Annotated in this window: 19 protein-coding genes and 2 tRNA genes; 11 read left to right on the top strand and 10 right to left on the bottom strand. The window is 37.1% G+C overall.

Going from position 1 to position 16,176, the window contains the following annotated elements:
• Positions 1-47 precede the first annotated feature (47 nt).
• From BQ3481_RS06430 to BQ3481_RS06425, 3 genes are all read left to right on the top strand, one after another.
• A tRNA-Ser gene (locus BQ3481_RS06430) sits at positions 48-131 on the top strand.
• 53 nt (positions 132-184) lie between these two features.
• Positions 185-346, top strand: a complete 162-nt coding sequence (locus BQ3481_RS11615) for a hypothetical protein (RefSeq protein ID WP_166287679.1) — start codon at positions 185-187, stop codon at positions 344-346.
• A 56-nt stretch (positions 347-402) separates the two neighbouring features.
• Complete coding sequence (locus BQ3481_RS06425) at positions 403-588, top strand: hypothetical protein (protein ID WP_157927534.1); 186 nt, start codon at positions 403-405, stop codon at positions 586-588.
• On the opposite strand, the gene BQ3481_RS06420 is transcribed toward BQ3481_RS06425, so the two are convergent.
• The 4 genes from BQ3481_RS06420 to BQ3481_RS06405 form a co-directional block, all read right to left on the bottom strand.
• Positions 578-1,399 carry a SirB1 family protein gene (locus BQ3481_RS06420; protein WP_157927533.1) on the bottom strand — a complete coding sequence of 274 codons (822 nt, stop codon included), beginning with the start codon at positions 1,397-1,399 and terminating at the stop codon, positions 578-580. The two genes, BQ3481_RS06425 and BQ3481_RS06420, sit on opposite strands and share 11 nt — an antisense overlap.
• Entirely contained in the window at positions 1,396-2,583 is a 1,188-nt protein-coding gene (locus BQ3481_RS06415) for a hypothetical protein (protein WP_157927532.1), read from the bottom strand. The genes BQ3481_RS06420 and BQ3481_RS06415 overlap by 4 nt, the downstream gene beginning before the upstream one ends.
• A gap of 101 nt (positions 2,584-2,684) precedes the next feature.
• Entirely contained in the window at positions 2,685-3,050 is a 366-nt protein-coding gene (locus tag BQ3481_RS06410; RefSeq protein WP_157927531.1) for a hypothetical protein, read from the bottom strand.
• A 189-nt stretch (positions 3,051-3,239) separates the two neighbouring features.
• Complete coding sequence (locus BQ3481_RS06405; protein WP_157927530.1) at positions 3,240-3,776, bottom strand: hypothetical protein; 537 nt, start codon at positions 3,774-3,776, stop codon at positions 3,240-3,242.
• 124 nt (positions 3,777-3,900) lie between these two features.
• On the opposite strand from BQ3481_RS06405, the gene BQ3481_RS06400 reads away from it, so the two are divergent.
• The 5 genes from BQ3481_RS06400 to BQ3481_RS06380 all read left to right on the top strand — a co-directional run bounded on the left by BQ3481_RS06400 (position 3,901) and on the right by BQ3481_RS06380 (position 6,868).
• Positions 3,901-4,371 carry an SRPBCC family protein gene (locus BQ3481_RS06400; protein WP_157927529.1) on the top strand — a complete coding sequence of 157 codons (471 nt, stop codon included), beginning with the start codon at positions 3,901-3,903 and terminating at the stop codon, positions 4,369-4,371.
• Positions 4,372-5,056: 685 nt separating this feature from the next.
• A complete protein-coding gene (locus BQ3481_RS06395) occupies positions 5,057-5,671 on the top strand; it encodes a nucleotidyltransferase family protein (RefSeq protein WP_157927528.1) in 615 nt (204 codons plus the stop codon).
• Positions 5,656-6,045 (top strand): HEPN domain-containing protein, encoded by a 390-nt coding sequence (locus BQ3481_RS06390; RefSeq protein WP_157927527.1) that lies wholly within the window; start codon positions 5,656-5,658, stop codon positions 6,043-6,045. The genes BQ3481_RS06395 and BQ3481_RS06390 overlap by 16 nt, the downstream gene beginning before the upstream one ends.
• Before the next feature lie 295 nt (positions 6,046-6,340).
• Complete coding sequence (locus BQ3481_RS06385; RefSeq protein WP_157927526.1) at positions 6,341-6,526, top strand: hypothetical protein; 186 nt, start codon at positions 6,341-6,343, stop codon at positions 6,524-6,526.
• A 3-nt stretch (positions 6,527-6,529) separates the two neighbouring features.
• Entirely contained in the window at positions 6,530-6,868 is a 339-nt protein-coding gene (locus BQ3481_RS06380; protein WP_157927525.1) for a hypothetical protein, read from the top strand.
• Positions 6,869-7,185: 317 nt separating this feature from the next.
• On the opposite strand, the gene BQ3481_RS06375 is transcribed toward BQ3481_RS06380, so the two are convergent.
• From BQ3481_RS06375 to BQ3481_RS06360, 4 genes are all read right to left on the bottom strand, one after another.
• Positions 7,186-7,279: transfer RNA gene (locus tag BQ3481_RS06375), tRNA-Met, on the bottom strand.
• Positions 7,280-7,322: 43 nt separating this feature from the next.
• Positions 7,323-8,888 carry a DNA topoisomerase I gene (locus BQ3481_RS06370; protein WP_157927524.1) on the bottom strand — a complete coding sequence of 522 codons (1,566 nt, stop codon included), beginning with the start codon at positions 8,886-8,888 and terminating at the stop codon, positions 7,323-7,325.
• A gap of 157 nt (positions 8,889-9,045) precedes the next feature.
• Positions 9,046-9,870 (bottom strand): SDR family oxidoreductase, encoded by an 825-nt coding sequence (locus tag BQ3481_RS06365; protein WP_157927523.1) that lies wholly within the window; start codon positions 9,868-9,870, stop codon positions 9,046-9,048.
• A gap of 62 nt (positions 9,871-9,932) precedes the next feature.
• Positions 9,933-12,443, bottom strand: a complete 2,511-nt coding sequence (locus BQ3481_RS06360) for a DEAD/DEAH box helicase (protein ID WP_231911747.1) — start codon at positions 12,441-12,443, stop codon at positions 9,933-9,935.
• Positions 12,444-12,572: 129 nt separating this feature from the next.
• Between BQ3481_RS06360 and BQ3481_RS06355 the strand changes: the two genes are divergently transcribed.
• Entirely contained in the window at positions 12,573-13,262 is a 690-nt protein-coding gene (locus tag BQ3481_RS06355; RefSeq protein WP_157927522.1) for a class I SAM-dependent methyltransferase, read from the top strand.
• 2 nt (positions 13,263-13,264) lie between these two features.
• A complete protein-coding gene (locus tag BQ3481_RS06350) occupies positions 13,265-14,398 on the top strand; it encodes an MFS transporter (protein ID WP_157927521.1) in 1,134 nt (377 codons plus the stop codon).
• Positions 14,399-14,589: 191 nt separating this feature from the next.
• On the opposite strand, the gene BQ3481_RS06345 is transcribed toward BQ3481_RS06350, so the two are convergent.
• Together BQ3481_RS06345 and BQ3481_RS06340 are read right to left on the bottom strand one after the other, a co-directional pair.
• Positions 14,590-14,940 (bottom strand): hypothetical protein, encoded by a 351-nt coding sequence (locus BQ3481_RS06345; RefSeq protein WP_157927520.1) that lies wholly within the window; start codon positions 14,938-14,940, stop codon positions 14,590-14,592.
• Positions 14,941-15,018: 78 nt separating this feature from the next.
• Entirely contained in the window at positions 15,019-15,330 is a 312-nt protein-coding gene (locus BQ3481_RS06340) for a hypothetical protein (protein ID WP_157927519.1), read from the bottom strand.
• Between the two features lie 448 nt (positions 15,331-15,778).
• Here BQ3481_RS06340 and BQ3481_RS06335 point away from each other — a divergent pair, with 448 nt between their 5' ends.
• Positions 15,779-16,132, top strand: a complete 354-nt coding sequence (locus tag BQ3481_RS06335) for a translocase (protein WP_157927518.1) — start codon at positions 15,779-15,781, stop codon at positions 16,130-16,132.
• Positions 16,133-16,176: the final 44 nt, after the last annotated feature.

Here is a 16,176-nt window from a genome sequence, read left to right as displayed (position 1 = left end):
ATTTGGTTCCAAAGTTATAATAACAGTTTAAATTTCAGCAACATCGTGCGGGGGTCGCCTAGCCTGGTAGGGCGTGGGATTGCTAATCCCATGTCCGTAAGGACCCGTGGGTTCGAATCCCACTCCCCGCGCTTTCTGCGATCTACGCTTAAACTTAATAAACCGATTTTTGCAAATTTATTCAATGGTAAGGAGAAAATCGGTAAAACCAAGATCAAGCGGTCCAAAAAACGTTACAACCGGCCTATGTCCTAAATGCGGTACAATAGGAAAAATTTTGATAATAGGATTGATTGGAAGCGAGAAAGGCAAGTGCCAATCATGCAACGGTGAATTTACCCTATAGAAAATACTGACAAAATCCTCAACAAAATAAACCATAAATTTTTAAGGTCACATCTAGTGAAGATTAAACATATGGCAGGCGAAGATGAATCCATTTATGAAAGAGTAGCTAGACTTGAAGATGAGGTAGCCAGCCTGAGAAACGAGGTCGATATCCTCAAAGGAACAATCCGAAATAAAATTGTAAGATACGAACACAAGCTGATCAAAAAAGGAAAAGACGTACAATCAATTATTGACTAGATTTTTCCTTGATGTTTTTTATCATCTCTAATACATCGTCAACATCATCTGCTTCTGGAGCAAGTTCGATATACTTGTTAAGAGATGCTAACGCAAGATCATTTTGTAATAGTCTTGTCTGAATAATTCCTTTGTCTCTAATATCTTCAGGTGCGTTGGGATCAAGGCCTAGTATCATATTGATGCAGTGCATTGCTTTCTCATAACTGAAAGACTCGGTGTACGAGCCCTTTAGGTTTCTTAGAATTCTTATCAAAATCTTTTCTGGTTCTATGTCATTTAGATATTCTGGCTCAAACTCTACTCCTTCACCATATGTAGCATCAAGTATGTCCTGCAGGTCTTCGATATCTAATAGACTACCTCCATTGAATGGATCCAAAACAAGCTCCTCTGAATATTTTACAAGGAAATGACCTGGAAACCCAACAGGACTAAGCTCAAGTCCTATTACTTTTGCAAGCTCGATGTAGATAATTGATAATGTAATTGGTATTCCGGTACGCTTGTCAATTACTACATTGAGAAAGTTGTTTCTTGGATTGTAATAGTCATCACTATTTCCTTCAAATTCCAAGATGTCAAACATGTACTCATTTAACATGGAAACAAGGTAGATGGGGTTTTTGACATCGGATATGTGATCACATAACCCTTGTTCAAATGTTTTTAATTTTTGTATATATTCTGTGATATCCAAGTCAGGAAATTCTAGGATCTGGGATAATTTTAGACATTTTTCAATTAGTGTGTATTGTGGACTTTTTGCATAAGAAATCCACTCTGCTGCAAATGGATCAAATTCATTCATTTTCTATTTATATAACTTTCTGGATTTTTGAGTTCCCGAGTTGTTGGAGGATTTGCAATCAATGTTCTGTATGTATTCTTGCCTAGCTTTGCAAAGACATGTTCTGTAAAATCTGTCCCAATACTCTTTCTGATTTGATATGCTGAGATGTCACTGTTTGCAAACGTGACTAGGTAATTCTTGAAATCTTGATCATCCCTTAGAATGTTTTTTACCGCAAACTCTGCCATTCCTTCCATTGTTGTAAATGCTGCATGATGTGACTGGATTGGTTTTAACCATCTCTGGTAAATGTCAAGAAGTTGTGGAATCATCTCCGAGATTTTGGGATCGACTGTAACCTTTGTAAATGTCATCACATCTGGACCCAAGACTTGAACTATGAAATTATCTGGATTTAATATGAAAAATAGGTTTGCCCTCTTTGCTACTGGATATTCATCTGGAACTTCAGGTATCTGTAAATAATTGTAAAGGTTTTTTGTTGTAGTATCATCAAGACACAAGATTATTTTTGCAAGCTCTTCGTTGATTGCATTTACTTCGGATACTGCATTTTTGTTAATGCTGTACAGATTATTTTGTATCGAGTGAATCTGTTCCTCAAGGATGGTCATCTTCAAGGCTCCAATGTATCCAGAGTTTACTTGATCAAATCTTGATTCATAGGGTTCGCCTTGCTTGTATAGTATGATCTGAGGATAACTTGATAGGATGAACTTGTTTAGGTATATTGCAGATTCGTAAAAATCTCCATACGTGGTAGATATCTGCGAGATGTACCCCTTTGCATACGTTGAATAGACTAGGTATCTAAAAGTCTGATTTTCTGCAAGAGTTGCTATCTTTAAAACATCTTCATGTGCAATTGCGGTGAACAATTCGTCTACAAATTCTGCAGACTCTTTTGTTGGGTACACCTTGCGCCCTTTTAGACGCTTAAACTCGACAAGTTCGGGAAACTCGACTCTTGCTTGCGATACTGAAATTCCTGTAAATTCTACTATTTTTTTTGACATGTCTGAAAATAACCTACTGCAAATTGGTTCAATATCTTCAAACTTTATCTTTGAGGCAAACGCCTGAATGGATTTTGTCTTTGAGTTTGTTATTTCTTTTTCCTCGTTTATTTCAACTGAGAGCTGATCTAAAAGGGCATGTGCAAACTCTTCAAACTCTGTCATTATGAAACTGGGTCAAACCTGCCAATTTAACATTAACTTTGGAAATCATGTTCCACATTGGGTTGTGTTTTTGCCAGAATTTGCTTTTGGAATATAAACGTCTATTTTGATCCAGTGGAATTCATGCCTGTATGTACTGATGTGACTGGATGGCTCCAAGTTGTTTGATTTGCATAGGCCATCTTTGATAGAGAATTTACAACCAATTGATGCATTATAATGAATCCATACTGTGCACCAGTAGCTTTGCCGGGACCTTGACGTTGTGATGATAATATTGCTGATGACCATTTGGTACTCTCACCTGGCTGGCAGACATGGTTACCGCAGACCTGGGTTGGATTCAAGATTGATGTGGTACGACCATATTCACCTGCACCTCTAGTCAGAGCACTTGCCTCTTGCATTGCTGTCATGGATAGTACAAGAGAAAACAGCACTGCAAAAACTAGCACCTTTTTGGACATTTTCAGTATTTGAATCGTCTTAGAATAAAAGGTATTCGCCTCTATGAAAAGTATGCCGGTAGGGGTTAAATCGGTCTAACTAGTACCAATGAGTTTTACCATGATTTCTTATTTTATACATTTGAAACTTGCCTCAAATGATTAAGTTGGATGATCTTAGATTTATGCAATTTGGATTTCATTTTCAAATCATTCTGAGAATTTGAGTGCAAACATGTTCTTGTCATATTTGACATCAATTTTTTTGTGGAACAACTCTTCGAAGATGAGCTCCAAGACTGTCTTGTTGTATAATGACCAGTTTTTACCAATATCGTGTTTCATAACAAAAGTATGAGTCCCATTATCAGACATGTGACTTACCTGAACAGAGGAGTTGATCATTTGCATCTCAAACCATAACATAAAGGAAATAATGTCAGTCTCTCCTTTCATGAACATTGCAATATCGAGCATTTCATCCTTCCCAATGGATGCAATTTCTATTATCTTCTTTTCACTCAAACCATCAAAAATTTTTGTAAACACAGATTTGTTAAGGCTGACCAGGCCTATCCTTGATTGGTAAATGTCCCACTCTAGGAATCTTTTCAAGGCCTGGGTTGCAAGTGTGTTGGTATTTACTTGATGATTTTTAGCCTCTTTCTGTAATCTGTCTATGAGATCTGAATCAAACCTGAATGTAATGGTAGATGTTTTTTTCTTGTTATGGTGTGTCTCTTCCATGATGTGTAGTTAATTTCTAAATATTTAAGAAATGATACAATGAGCAGTTACTCCAGCCCTACCGACACAATCGTCTTACAATGTATACATACCTGATTTATTCTAGAATCACTAATAATATGACATGGTAGAAATCAAAGTCAGAATACAGATTGGTGCACCACCAGAAAAGGTGTACGACGTGGTATCAAAAGTCGATGATGATCCCAAGTTCTGGAATTTGACTAAAAAAATTAGGAACATCTCAAAGAAAGAAAATGAGATTGTTAGAGAAGTTGTCATAGGCAAGGTAGACAGGTGCCTACAAAAAATTACCCTTGTGCCCAAAGGAGAATTACATATACTTTGGACAAAGGGTGTGATAACTGGAACAAAGGATTTTCTTTTGAGCGCACTGGGAAATGCAACTCTTTTGGAAATTAGCATGAACTACAAAATATCTGGGCCTGCTGGCTTGTTCTCAAGAAGAATTGAAGAAGAGCTACAAATTGAGGCAGAGATGGCAGCTGATCTGATAAAAGAGAAAGCAGAAGGAAGACCACATGATGTTCCAATGGAAGAACGAAAATCATGGGCTGACCTTATACGTGGATAGGGACAACCCATTTCACAAATTTTTTGTTTAAAATGTCAATCTGAGAAAATCACTCTGATTACATGTGACTAGCGGCATCTAATTTGGTTTTATGATTACTATGTTGATAAAATGTCTAAAATTAAAACTAAATCGGGTTCACCTTGATTTTTCTCTAAACATGTTTGGAATATTTGAGACATCACATCTCAATTCGATACTTTGCTAAATTACTCTTTTTATAACCAAAAATTAAATTTAGATTTAATAATCAATGGATGGCGGGTTTTCTTTTCTTCATGATGACAATTATGGTCCCACCACCAGCTGCAACTGCAACTCCTATTCCAACATAAATTATAGTGTTGTTATCAATGGAAGATGTTTGGAGGGGTCTAGAGATCTATCTTGTCTACGGCCTTGGAATAAGTACGCTGCCTTGCTACAGACTAGGATATCATGTGGGGTTTACTTTTAGTTGTATACCGGGGGTGGGTTTTGTGAGATCAGTTTAACACCGCTCGTTACATGGTCAGAAAATTCCAAATTCTCGTAGAATTACACTGAAAGTCTCTTGGTTAGTAAATGTTCAAAACTAATCGAATCATGAAACATGCTTGAGATATGAGTATCTTTATACATCAAAGGTTATATGGAAGATAATTATTCCATATGGCATAAATAAATTCCATATGGAAGAATTAGTATGAGATTTCATAACTATCTAGAACAATTGCTTGGTAACAGGGCATCGATTAGTATTCTTCGCGCTCTTTTTGAATACAAAGGCAGGATTTTCACAGTACGGCGACTTGCAGAAACTGCAAATATTTCTCATACAGAAGCCAATCAAACAATAGGACGACTTGAGATGTTTGGTATCATAAAAGTGCAGCCTGTAGGAAAGGCTTACCAGATATCGCTAAATCATAAAAATTACATACTAAATCAGATTGTGAAGCCTATTTTTGAGGCAGAAAATAAAACTCTAGTAACCCTAGTATTGATTCTAAAAAAATATTTTGACACAAAAAAAATAATCTCGGCAGCCGTCTTTGGAAGTATTGTAAAGGGAGAGGAAAGAGAGGACAGTGACATTGATCTGCTGGTAATATCAAATGATCCAGATCATGTCTATACTATTGTAGGTAAGGCAAAAACAGAACTATCAGAAATATTTCATGGCAGAATTTCTCCAATCGTATTCTCTAAAAAAGAATTTGTTTCTAAAAAAAGAGGCGATCTTGTGCGCTCAATTCTTGACAATCATATGCTTATAGCAGGTTTGGAGCTTGATAAAATAAAATGGCAAAGACGATAGATCCAAAGAAGGCTTCAGGGTATGTTACAAAGGCTGAAAACTCGTTAATGATGGCAAAAATTGCACTGGAAAAAGAAGCCTATGATAGCGCAGTAATGAGTTCTGTCCACAGCTCAATCAATGCGCTAGATGCCTTGACAACATCAGAGATTGGCAGACGTTCATCCGGTCAGCATCCTGACGTACTATCGCTAATCATGGGAATCTTGACAAAAGAAGAACATGATATCATTAGCAAGCAATTTAGTACTCTACTTGGTATGAAAAACCAGTCAGAATACCAACCTGATCTGATGAGCTTGAAGGATGCAGAAAATGCCATCAAATGGGCAGAACGTATCTTGAAGATGGTAAAATCAAAATTAAAAATTTGACATTTTACAGTTGGTCAGTACTTTGAAAAACAAAGTACCGGGGTGGGTCTATCGGTTCTGATTTGAAACCCAATTAATGAAATTCAACCAATACAATGTACACAAACTAATTTTTAATATTTTTCTTTAAACAAAATCAACCTGAAATGAAATGTGGTTGCCGTTATGCAGGATGAAAAAGAATCTTCATCAGACATATATAGAAAGGGTGTGGGAACGTGAGAGCTCGTAACTATTTTGTTCTAGAATTAAGCTCAATAATATTAATAACCCTATAGGGTTTATTATAACACACATGCAAGCACAACAGCTGAATACTTACAGAAAGGTCCAGGTCGATCCCAAGATTGAAGCCAAAATGATAGGTGCTTTAAGAAAAAGCGGACAACCATTTAGAGCAGTATCAAGAACAGAATACTATATTTCAAAAAAACAATGTGATATACTTTCAAAGTTAAATATTCCATATACAAAACTGTAGGCGTTGTCTAAACGCCTACTTCAAAATAAAGTAAAACTTCATTATAAATTGTCAACCAATTATAACAACGGCGATCCAATTCCAGATCAAGATATTGTAGATGTGAAAAATTTCTTCATTGATAGGTACGACGGGTTGAGTGTTGACAGTCCATCTGAAGGATATTGGAAAGAGGATGGCTTTGTTTATCAGGATACAAACTTGGAATTTTCTATTTTTATACCCAAGACCAAATTTGATAGAGTGGTAAAAAAAGAGATTCCTAAGCATATTGAAAAATTCAAGCGAGATTTCAAACAACTAGCCATACTTTGTTATTATCATGATGTTGTAGCAACCTAATGATTCCATCTTTGATACTTTAGCTAAGGAAGAAGAACTAGTTTCTTTTTCTGACTGCAATTAGAGCTGACAAATAGAAACTATGTTATCAATAGTCAAAAATTTAGGTTACAAATGCAAATTAAATAAAGAATGAATCCAAAAAACACGAAACACTTCTTTGACAGGTATCCGGAGATGTTTCCCTTTTCCCTCTCAAAACGCTTGGGCGAGTTGTGTAGATCTGTTTCCATCATATCAAAAGGCTTCCTTTTGAATTAAAGGCCCAAGAAAAAACACCCCAAATTCGTTTATTGGGTTTCGAAACAGAGGTGGTATACCGGGGGTGGGTTTCGAACCCACGACCTCCAGATTATGAGTATTACCCTTTTGTATGGACTGGCACTCTAGGCCAGGCTGAGCTACCCCGGCATAAATAACGCCTAAATTCTTGATGCAATTAAATGTAGCTTGCTCAAACTTGCGCAATCTCTTTCCAGTTGATATCCACTTTTGACACCCACTGGAATTTCTTTTGTAATGCAGAGGTGTAAAGTTTTTCCCACTCTAGTCCCACTGAATCTGACCACGCTTTGACTACTCTTGGATCAATGTAATTTCGAAGTGAAGTTCCCAAATTGTAATCTCGCGTTTTTTCTGTCAATTCTAGCGCAAGTTTTAATTTTTCTTCGCGTTGTTTTAGTTTTTCAATTTGCTTCTCAGTCTTGGGTTTTACCTCCTTTAATTTCTTGATCGACTCACGCTTTTTCTGTAATGTTTCATCAAAGTTCTTTGGTATGGTTCTCTTGTGATTGCATGTTATGGCAGCTTCCAAGTTAGCTAATTTTGCATGGTATATCTTGATGTTTTCTGATTTTGATTTTAGACTGTCAACTTTTTTGAGATAGTTTGTAACTACCTGTGTTGCAAGATATGTTCTGAATACCTTTGCAGTAAGTCCCTTTACTATGCCTGAGAGAAACTCGTTGACATGTCTTGATGTAATTCCGTCAAATATGAGATCATCCTTTTTCTTTTTTTCTGTTAGTTTTTTGAGATTTTCATAAAATATCTTGTCCTGTTCTGTCACTGGAAGTGGCTTTTGCCATCTCACACTATCTTTTCCAAGGAAATCAAACTCTATGACACCAGGTTTTAGGTTTATGTGTTCTACTCTTAGTGTGGTAGCACCTACAGTGTCTGCCTCATCCGGATCTTTTTCATCCCCTACTCTCATTGCAGTCTTGTAAATCAAATAACAAACAGTTGCAACTCTTCGTACCTTCTCATCCTTGTCTGACATTTTCTTTATCACAGCGCCTAACACTTTGTCTATTTCTGCAGCCAGTTTTGTTGCCTTGTCATATTTCATCTTGTCACGCTCTTGCTTGAGATCTGATGTATCGGAAAGCCATACGTATTTTCTCTTGTCAGTGAGTACGTCCACCCAGCTTGCGAGCCACATAAAGTCCTGCTCGTGGATTATCTTGCCCCATTTGCCTGGGGGAATTTTGGCATCTTTTCCAAGATTTAGTGTAACGTCTTTTTCTGTAATTCGTGGTTTCCACTTGCCTCTCAATGGGTGGTCACCTCTTCCAATGAAAAGGCCCGGTGGTTCTGCCATCCAGTTGGCCACATCAACTTCTTTTCCATCAATTATTGCCTTGCCGTACATTGCCTTCATTTTTTCTTTAATCTCTTTTCTTGTAGCTGCAATTTTTTTCTTCTCTTCCTTGGTCATGGTCAACTTGGAATCTTTTTCCATGTCCACAATCCTGAATGCCTCAGAAAAGTCAATATCCGCAAGTGAAATGTTTTTGAAATTTGTAGGAAGTGTTTTTACAAAATAGGAAAGAAAATTCTTTTGAAAGACTTGGTCCTTGACATAAGGGGTATCTTTCTTTTTTGCCCACTGGTAGGCCATCTCTTCTGCATCTATGTTTAATGAAATTTTTTCTCCTTTGATCTTGATTGCTATGCCTTTTGATTCATAGGGCGGAAGAAACGCAATGCCATTGTGTTGAAGGGTTTTCCATTTCATTTTTTAATATCACTAAATTTTTGATTGAATCTGTTGACTTTGACAAAAATTGCTCTCATGTCGTATATCAATCTAACCAAAAGAATCATGTGATATTCATAGAATTTTATGCGATAATATTCTAGTATTGGTAAAATTACATTAAAAAAGGTGTATTTTAGCTGAAAAGCTCTTTTTTTATGTAATTTTCAAACTCCATGTCCGTCTTGTCTTTTTTTGCCTCTAGAAACATTATTGCATCATTGCCAACGGGATGGCGTGGCAGTGGATTCTCAGATGAAACTGCTTTGACAATTGTCTTGGCAACCTCTTGTGGAGGGGTTCCCATCTCTGACATCATCAATAATCCCTTCATTACTTTTTCAGTCATGTCTTTATATGGAGACTCTGCTTTTGTTGCCTTTTTCAGGGTAGAAAACAGGTTTGTCTTGATGACTCCGGGTTCTATGATTATTGTCCTTATTCCAAACGGAAACAGTTCATATCGCATTGATTCACTTAGACCCTCCAATGCAAACTTGGAGCTAATGTATCCCGGAGTAACTGGAAAGCCTATTCTTCCTGCGACCGAACTTATGTTTACTATTGTTCCTGACTTTTGACTGCGCATTGTAGGCAGTACTGCCTGGATTGTTCTTACCACTCCGAAAAAGTTTGTTTCAAACTGATCCTTTAGGTCTGAAATAGTTAGATCTTCCAGACATCCCACCAGAAAATAACCTGCATTGTTTACTAGAACATCAATTCTCTTTTTTTCGCTTATTATGCATTCAACTGCTTTTTTAATAGTATTTTCATTATTGACATCAAGTTCTATTACATTGATCTTAAGATTCTCTTTTTTTGCAATGTCTAGAATCCTGTCTCCTTTTTTGACATCCCGCATTGTTGCATATGTGCGGTATCCTTCGCGTGCCAATGCAAGTGCAGTCTCAAAACCTATTCCGCTTGAACTGCCAGTTACTATTGCAACTTTTTCCATGATAATTCATTGCTGATGATATTAATAATTTGTATCATTTCGATCTTTCAAGTTTTATTCCGTCATACCAGAGGCTTGTCGCCCTCTATAGGCTCTGTCACCTCCGTTCTTTGACCATCTATTATTCTCTGTAGAATCTCTCTTGCTGATAACTTGTGAAGGTATTCGTTATTGTTGCCGCACCTGTATGAAAAAGTACAGCGTGGACAACCTGCCTCGCTCTTGCAAGGACATTCTGCTACTATGTCCAGACTTCGCTCAAAGGCCTTTTCAAGCCTGTCATATAGTGCCTTGCTTGCACCATTTCCGCCTATTGCAGAATCGTATACAAAGATCAAGCCAGATGTGCCAAGGGATATACCGCCCAAGTCTTGTGAGACGCCGCCTGTTATCATGTTGCTTCCTTCTATTATAACATGCTCTGTGGCATGGTATCCGCTTGCCTCTACATATTCTTCATTTTCTGCCTTGTTGATCTCATCTAATGGTCTTGGGGCCTTGAATACAATTCCCTTTGTCACAAAATCATAATCAAGCGGTTTTTCTAAAATTATTTTTTGTCCCTGCCCTAACTCTTGACCCAACTCCAAGTTGACATAACCGTACACACGCTTCTGAATGTGTAGCTTGCAGAATGCAACCTCGATACCATTTACGAGTCTTTTCTCAAAAATCGTCTCTATTGTTGGCCACTCTTCTGTAAGTGCCTTGGTGTAGTATGGATAATTCTTTGGAAGATGCTCTAACTTTGCGGTCATCTTCTCTGGATATCCAGTCTCTTTGACTTTGTATCTAATTCCTGCCAAAAAGTAAACTGCTTGCGGGTGAAGCTCTTCTAATGCAATGGGCAATACGCGCTCTCCAACTTTTTTGCCATTTAGGAAAATGTCAATTGATCTTCCTATTCCTCTTATGCTATAATCTTCCAAAATTGATTGTATTTGATCATAATTTGGGACATACCTATTTTCAATCAAGACAAGACTGCCTGCACCAACATGTCTATCAATGACATCTTTGTGTTCTGGTAGTTCATGTTTTGCAATCGGCTTGTCACAAGCCATCGCAATAACCTGGAATTCCTCAACAAAGGGATTTTTTGGATCAATGTACATCTGCTCAACATCCTCAAAATAATCTGCCGGGTGATTCTTGTAATACTGGGATATCGGATCATTGCCTAGTATCAAAAATGCATATCCGCCCTGGCCTTTTCTTGCGGCCCTGCCAATCCTCTGCGTGAGTCTGTTTACTGGAATTGTAGATGATATGACTCCATCCACATTGCCTACGTCGATTCCAAGCTCAAGTGTGGGAGTTGCAGAGATTGCAAGCAGCTTGTCAGTCTTGAACAAGTTTTCAACCGACCTTCTATAGTTTGCCATTAGGCCTGCACGATGAACCTTGATGTCTATTTTTTGCCTTCTTGCCTGCAGTGCCAAAAGTTCAGAATTAAGGTGTGAGTTGGTAAACACTAACGTTTTGTGTTGTTTTGATGTCAATTTCTTTAGTATGTCAATCATTAGTGCACGCTGGGTCATCAGGGATGGAAAGAGCATTGAAAATTCTATCTTGCCTTTCTTACCAGAGCCTGAAACTTGGATCATCTTTACACCAAATAAAATCTGGCAAAACTGTAATGCGTTTTCTAGTGTTGCAGATGCTGCAACCATTTGCAGCTTTGGTGCAATTCGTTTCAATCTTTTTATGATATAGTGAACATTAGAGCCAAATATTCCAGAGTATACATGCGCTTCATCAACCGCAAGAAATTTGGTTGTATTAAACAAGGCGGCAAACCTAGTTCGATGCCACAAGTGATAGTGTAATACATCAAAGTTAGTTATTATGATTTGAGGAGGGTTTACAAGAATTTCTCCACGTTCCATTTGTTTTGTATCTCCGTCAAATACTGCACATCTTATGCCCATCTTGTCCGCAATTTCTTTTATCTTTGGATACTGGTCGCGGGAAAGAGACTTGGTTGGGTAAACAAAAATTGCCTGTATTGCGGAAACTGGATTTTTTGAATTGCCTATTCTTTCAATGATTGGTATCACAAATGATTCTGTTTTTCCAGATGCGGTGGGTGCGGTGATTACTATGTTGTCACCAGAGACAATATGATGTATGGCCTCTTCTTGAAATTTGTAAAATTTCTTTATTCCTTTTGATTCCACGACATCGATTATGCGCTGATCAAGACCTGAATCTGATACAGCCGAGCCCATTTCAGGCTCGGGTTCCTCTATTATCTTAAAGTATGATACATAATGTTTCTTTGAGAAAAGAACAGACCTTGTAATATCTGCAATTTTGGCACTTCCTATCATCTTGTTTATTTCATCTTCTGTCTGCAGGATGCCTTCTTTTTCTAGAGTTGATTCTGACTGGCTCTTGGTTGGTATCTCGTCATTATCGAACTTTATCAAAAACTCTAGGAATACCTCATCCAAATTCTTCTTGGAATCTATAATGTCCTCAATTTTACACTTGGGACAGCTAAAGTGTATTTTCTGATTAAATGTACGCTGAACGTCTATCTTTGACTTGCACTTGGGACAATAATGCACTAGAACAGGGAATGCTTTTGGATGATTTAATTTTTGGTTCTGATACTGTATTGATAACTAGTAAAACCTTTGAGCTTAATCTGTCCAAAACCGTGATGACATATAATATCGTACTATTTCTAGACTGGCGTGGGCCTTGGAAGTTATTGGGGCGAAGTCCTAGATGTGTTGGAAAAAATAATTCCTGTATATGACAAGGTTAATTCTTTGATTTCACTTGGAAGGGACTCTGAGTTTCGTCAAAGGGGTATAACAAATAGGGTTCATCCGGGAGATAGTGTACTTGATGCAGGTTCCGGTTTTGGTAACATGTCAAAGACAGCATCTGAGATATGTAATGGGGATCTCAACATCACATTGTATGATCCACTGAGAACAATGCTCAAAAATACCAGCAGATTATTTTCTGTAACACCTGTATTGACATGCGGAGTCTTTGAACACATTCCATTTCGTGACGAAAAATTTGATGCAGTACTTACTGGATATTCTTTAAGAGATGCGATAAATCTCCGAATTGCAATATCTGAGATATATCGAGTTCTAAAAAAAGGCGGAAGATTTGTCATAGTTGATCTAGGCAAGCCTGATAATGCGGTACTTAGAGCAGGGGTGTCATTTTACCTGAGGATGATACTTCCTGTACTTGCAATCATTGGTGGAGGAAGACTTGGGCTAAAATTTGCCACTTTGTATGGCACGTACAAATTATGGCCACAAAACAAGAAACTAGAGTCGCTCCTTCTTGAAAGATTTTCAAGAGTGGAGTTTGAAAAAGGCATGCTTGGGGGCGCAATCATGGTTGCAGCATACAAGTAAAGATGAATAAAGTAACTCTTGTCTATGTCATTGCGCTAATTGTCGGATTTTCATATGGGATGCACAATCCAATCGTTCCGCTATTCTCAAAGGATCTGGGTGCATCATATTTTGACCTTGGAGTAATTGGGTTTGCGAATTTTATTCCTTACATGTTCATCCCGCTTTTTGTTGGGCTACTGCTTGACAGATTCAACAAGGGTCTTCTTCTTTCTCTTGGGCTAGTTCTTGATTCTGTATCAATTTGCTTGTTGTCTGTTGCAGACTCGATCCCACAGATTATAATATTTAGAACTATGGTCGGAGTTGCACATTCGTTTTTCTGGCCTCCGTGCGAATCTATCATATCGCAATCTACCAGTCCTCAGAATCGCGTAAAAGCAATTTCTAGATTTATGGCTTTTTTTGTTGCAGGCCTTATGATTGGACCTCTCATCGGTTCATTTTTGCTTGAACACTTTGATGTATCTTATAGAGTACTCTTCCAAGTTGCCGCATTTGTAATTGCAACCTCATTGATTTCCTCGTTGATGTTGTCAAAAGATGGAAAAACAACTCGCAATGCAATGATGTCCATTGCATCTGCAAAACACTTGATAAAATTTCCAACAGTTATTGTAATTCTTTTGTTTTCTAGTGTAAGCTTTGGGGTATTTTTGGCAATACTTCCAGCATTTATGAGTGAACGATCAATCTCTGAATCAAACATTGAGCTGCTCTTTTTTGTATTTGGAATCTCTCGTCTTGTATCACTGTTAGCATCAAACTTTCTCATGAAGAAATTTCTTATCAGTATCATGTTTGTTATCATATCCATATCTGCTGGAATGTTGATACTGTTCTACTCGCATTCTATGGTGGAATTTAGCATTGCAGTACTGGTGCTTGGGTTTGGGTTTAGTGTGTATTTCCCATTAACATTTGAAATTATCATAAGAAAGACAAAAGAAAATGCGGGGGCGTTGATTGGTGCATATGAGGCAACATTTGGAATTGGCTGGGCATTTGGGCCCTTGATTATTGGAGTAATTGCCAATTCTTTTGGAAGCTCTGTTCCTTATCTTATTTTATTTGTAACGGGGTTGTTTGTATTGGGATTTGTGTTTCTCAAGAGAAAGCAAGTCATGCTGGTCTAAATCTTCAACCTTAGCTATGTTTTTTGTACCTTGAAATAACTGATTTATGCATAAAACATACTTGAAGAATCCCTTTGGTCTATTTGAGGGACTGTTAAATCACCACAAACCAGAGTTGTCTACTATTCACGAATTCGTGGAATTCTCAAAAATTAAACAGCATTTTTGTAGTTGGTTAAAGCATTATACAATCAGTATTCCATTGCAGAATCAAGGCTTTGTTGTAGCTTTTGGTTAGCTTGACCTGTCCAGAAAAAAGATCCATTCTTGTCAAACATTATCTTATTTTCTTTTTCTAGCATTTCTAAAATAAAGTTAAACATGGGGTACTGCATGCCTTTTGGCAATTTTTTATATAGTTGATCTTTTGTAGAAAATTCCTTGTACTCGTAAATTAACTTCTCAATTATTGTGATGCTTCTAATAGTAGGATTGAATTTTTGAGTATTTTCTAGAATATAGTTCATAATCTGTATTGGATCAGGATGACTCTGTAGGCTCTTGTTGACTCTCACTTCATTTTTAAAAACTGATTTGGGCATCTTGCTTCATAATTACCATGTGTCTACCTACATATAAATACATATGTAAACGTATGTATTTATACGTATGAAAATATACTAGTAATTGAATCGTTTCTCATATCTGCCATGATCAGTTAATTCCATCAAAAAAGCGGTTTTCTCTCCCTTGTAGATTGTTATCGAGTAGATGAGTCTCATTCCATTAGGAAGATAAACATGAAATGCATTATCAACACCATGTCTGATTATGTAATATTTTGGAATTTGTTTAAACTTAATTCTCTCGCCTGGAATCACATCTTTTTTTAGATTATGAATTATATTTTTAACATCTTTGAATAATGCGCTATTTCTATTCAGACTTAAAAAAACAGGATTGAAATCTTTTTTATCACCAAATACTTTCATAGAAAAGTTTATGCCTGCTTATATAAAAAAGGCAATTCTTATCTAAAAAATTTCATTCAACTATGCGAATTGTATCTTTTTAGAATATTTTTCAGATCTGGGAACTAATGCAATTGACCCTCTAAACAAGTGGCCCAATTTTAAGAAATATGCCAGAATGGGTTGAGGACGCCATAAATTCCTCACTAATTGGGAAAGAAGTTGAATGCTAGGAATGAAAGATAGATCTGACAAAATAATATTCCAAGTCTATGCACAGAGGTCTAAACCAAAGGAGTCATAACATGGGTGAAATATTGGTAGCATTTGTGACTGCATTAGTCACATCTGGAGTTTTGATGTTTCTATGTTAAGAGACACAAAATAGAAAGATCTAGTTTATCTTCTGATTGATCACGTATAAAACATACTCTGAAAGCTTTAATTTTAGAAACAAGACAATAACCACATGCTCAACTTTGCGCTCAATATCATAGGCAATGACTGGATAATGATTGCTCTGGCAGCTTTGGTATTGCTGCTTGGAACCAAGAGATTACCAGATGCAACAAAAAAACTTGCGCGAGTCATGGCTCAATATGATAAAACAAAAAACATGGTTCACGATGAAATACAGAAAGCCAAAGGCGAGTTTAACCTCAATATCTCAGGACCTGTCATGTCTGAGAGACAAAAACTTGAAACACTTGCCAAGTCATTGGGCGTAAATACTGAAGGCAAGACTGATGATGATCTACGCAATTTGGTCAACTCTAAGATCGGCGGATCTGCAAAACTGGATCAAGATACTACAAAACAATAAGCATGTGCTGCCCTGCTTTGTCGCATAACTAACAACAAGATCTA

Origin of the sequence: Candidatus Nitrosotalea okcheonensis, assembly GCF_900177045.1 — an archaeon.
In the GTDB taxonomy this organism is placed as follows: domain Archaea; phylum Thermoproteota; class Nitrososphaeria; order Nitrososphaerales; family Nitrosopumilaceae; genus Nitrosotalea; species Nitrosotalea okcheonensis.
The sequence above is the reverse complement of the archived record's forward strand: the minus strand, read 5'-3'. Positions and strand labels throughout refer to the sequence as shown.

Excerpts from the sequence above, each read along its gene's own strand:
- BQ3481_RS11615 (WP_166287679.1), top strand. The coding sequence starts at position 185 with ATGGTAAGGAGAAAATCGGTAAAACCAAGATCAAGCGGTCCAAAAAAC.
- BQ3481_RS06420 (WP_157927533.1), bottom strand. The coding sequence starts at position 1,399 with ATGAATGAATTTGATCCATTTGCAGCAGAGTGGATTTCTTATGCAAAA.
- BQ3481_RS06415 (WP_157927532.1), bottom strand. The coding sequence starts at position 2,583 with ATGACAGAGTTTGAAGAGTTTGCACATGCCCTTTTAGATCAGCTCTCA.
- BQ3481_RS06410 (WP_157927531.1), bottom strand. The coding sequence starts at position 3,050 with ATGTCCAAAAAGGTGCTAGTTTTTGCAGTGCTGTTTTCTCTTGTACTA.
- BQ3481_RS06405 (WP_157927530.1), bottom strand. The coding sequence starts at position 3,776 with ATGGAAGAGACACACCATAACAAGAAAAAAACATCTACCATTACATTC.
- BQ3481_RS06400 (WP_157927529.1), top strand. The coding sequence starts at position 3,901 with ATGGTAGAAATCAAAGTCAGAATACAGATTGGTGCACCACCAGAAAAG.
- BQ3481_RS06395 (WP_157927528.1), top strand. The coding sequence starts at position 5,057 with ATGAGATTTCATAACTATCTAGAACAATTGCTTGGTAACAGGGCATCG.
- BQ3481_RS06390 (WP_157927527.1), top strand. The coding sequence starts at position 5,656 with ATGGCAAAGACGATAGATCCAAAGAAGGCTTCAGGGTATGTTACAAAG.
- BQ3481_RS06385 (WP_157927526.1), top strand. The coding sequence starts at position 6,341 with ATGCAAGCACAACAGCTGAATACTTACAGAAAGGTCCAGGTCGATCCC.
- BQ3481_RS06370 (WP_157927524.1), bottom strand. The coding sequence starts at position 8,888 with ATGAAATGGAAAACCCTTCAACACAATGGCATTGCGTTTCTTCCGCCC.
- BQ3481_RS06365 (WP_157927523.1), bottom strand. The coding sequence starts at position 9,870 with ATGGAAAAAGTTGCAATAGTAACTGGCAGTTCAAGCGGAATAGGTTTT.
- BQ3481_RS06350 (WP_157927521.1), top strand. The coding sequence starts at position 13,265 with ATGAATAAAGTAACTCTTGTCTATGTCATTGCGCTAATTGTCGGATTT.
- BQ3481_RS06345 (WP_157927520.1), bottom strand. The coding sequence starts at position 14,940 with ATGCCCAAATCAGTTTTTAAAAATGAAGTGAGAGTCAACAAGAGCCTA.
- BQ3481_RS06340 (WP_157927519.1), bottom strand. The coding sequence starts at position 15,330 with ATGAAAGTATTTGGTGATAAAAAAGATTTCAATCCTGTTTTTTTAAGT.
- BQ3481_RS06335 (WP_157927518.1), top strand. The coding sequence starts at position 15,779 with ATGCTCAACTTTGCGCTCAATATCATAGGCAATGACTGGATAATGATT.